Here is a 1,453-nt window from a genome sequence, read left to right as displayed (position 1 = left end):
TCATGAAGCTTTCCTGAAGCTGGCCTACTGCATCATTTGCTGGCGATACTTGCAAAACTCATTTTGTTAACATCTCTTAGCATTCAATGCTGTTTGTCTCAAATAACAGGATGATGTATCTCAAAAACGTTGCGACACCGCCTAGGAATAAATTATCTTGGCTAGCGAGGTGTATCGTTATGCTTACTAGGAGATCGGAAAATAATTTTCGTTAAGAAAGGCATACTTATTTTCTATTATTTGTTTGTTGGAATAATTAAAATATTTTAAAAATTAATTTCATATCTAATTCGATTTTGTGAAAGATCGGATGTTAATCTCCTGTGGAAGTGCTTCAGACGTTGACTTGGGTACGTACATTCGATACAGGAATTTGGAATTCTAGTTTAGGACTACGATATGAAAAAAAGAAAAGTATGTTGCTCGTCGTCAACTGCGCCGCCAGCTCGGCCAGGGGATGACCGAATACACCATCATCGTCGCACTGATCGCAGTCGCGGCGATCGGGCTACCTTGAAGCCCTGGCCGACGAGAGCCTGCTACGCGCCGCGTTGACATCGTTAGCGTTGGCGGGGGCGACGGTCGGCATTGTGACGGTAATTTCTGTCGCCGCGGGAGCTGCGCTCGGCACCCGGTCGACTCCACGCATGTCCGCATTCGAAGCCGTTGTGAAGATTCTGCTCGTCGTGCCTGAGATTGTCCTCGCGATTGCGACGTTACGCGAAGATGCTGCAGTTGGTCGGCTCACATCAAGTCGAAGTCTCTCGTGCCGGTGGTTTCTCGACCACGGGTAGTTCGTCTGGTAAAGGCCCTCGGATTGGCCAGACGATTTCGCGCGACCCGTCAACCGACGACCGTCGCGCGCTTTTTATTCCTAGCGGTTCGGCCGGCGCGGAGGGGCAATGACCGGTCAACACTGGTGTTGAAGGAAGCCGTTAAAAAGCCTGGGATGCTATTTGCCATGGCCACGAAACGCGCCGGTCGCCAATCCATGGAAAGTGGTGCTGGGAGAGTTCGAGGAGCTTCTGATTCAGGACGGCTACGCGCGAGATGTGTGCCCCAACATGACTCCAGCGGATGTGCTGGCCCTTGCACATCCGGCGACCAATGATTCGGTTGATGGAGGACTCAACGAAGTCGGTCGAGATTCGTCGGCCTGCACGCTGGCGTGTGCGGTAGTCGATCAGCGAACCGCGGTTAGCCTGCAGATGCGTGATCACGTCCATGAGCTTGCGACGTGGTACTGTCAGGTTGTTCGGTGACCGGACAAGCAAGGACGAGTATCGATCGGCTTACGCCGGCATCTGGTCGCATGCAACCCTCTCCCAGGTCGCGATGGCCTGGACACGTGTTTCGTTTGCACTGCACGCTCCGATTGTAGCGGCACCCCATGAACAGATTCGAAACCTGTCCGTGGACCGAGCAAAATCGTTGCAACTGCCGCGCCGATTTG

At 52.6% G+C, this 1,453-nt stretch carries 2 pseudogenes; both read right to left on the bottom strand.

The features are described 5' to 3' along the window. Positions 1-935: 935 nt before the first annotated feature. Positions 936-1,229, bottom strand: a pseudogene (locus RZR99_RS32805) (ISKra4-like element ISBusp5 family transposase); the annotation flags it as partial. Positions 1,230-1,292: 63 nt separating this feature from the next. Beyond that, a pseudogene (locus RZR99_RS33640) lies at positions 1,293-1,453 on the bottom strand (IS6 family transposase); the annotation flags it as partial.

It is taken from the genome of Burkholderia alba (genome assembly GCF_034721475.1).
Taxonomy (GTDB): domain Bacteria; phylum Pseudomonadota; class Gammaproteobacteria; order Burkholderiales; family Burkholderiaceae; genus Burkholderia; species Burkholderia alba.
The sequence above is the reverse complement of the archived record's forward strand: the minus strand, read 5'-3'. Positions and strand labels throughout refer to the sequence as shown.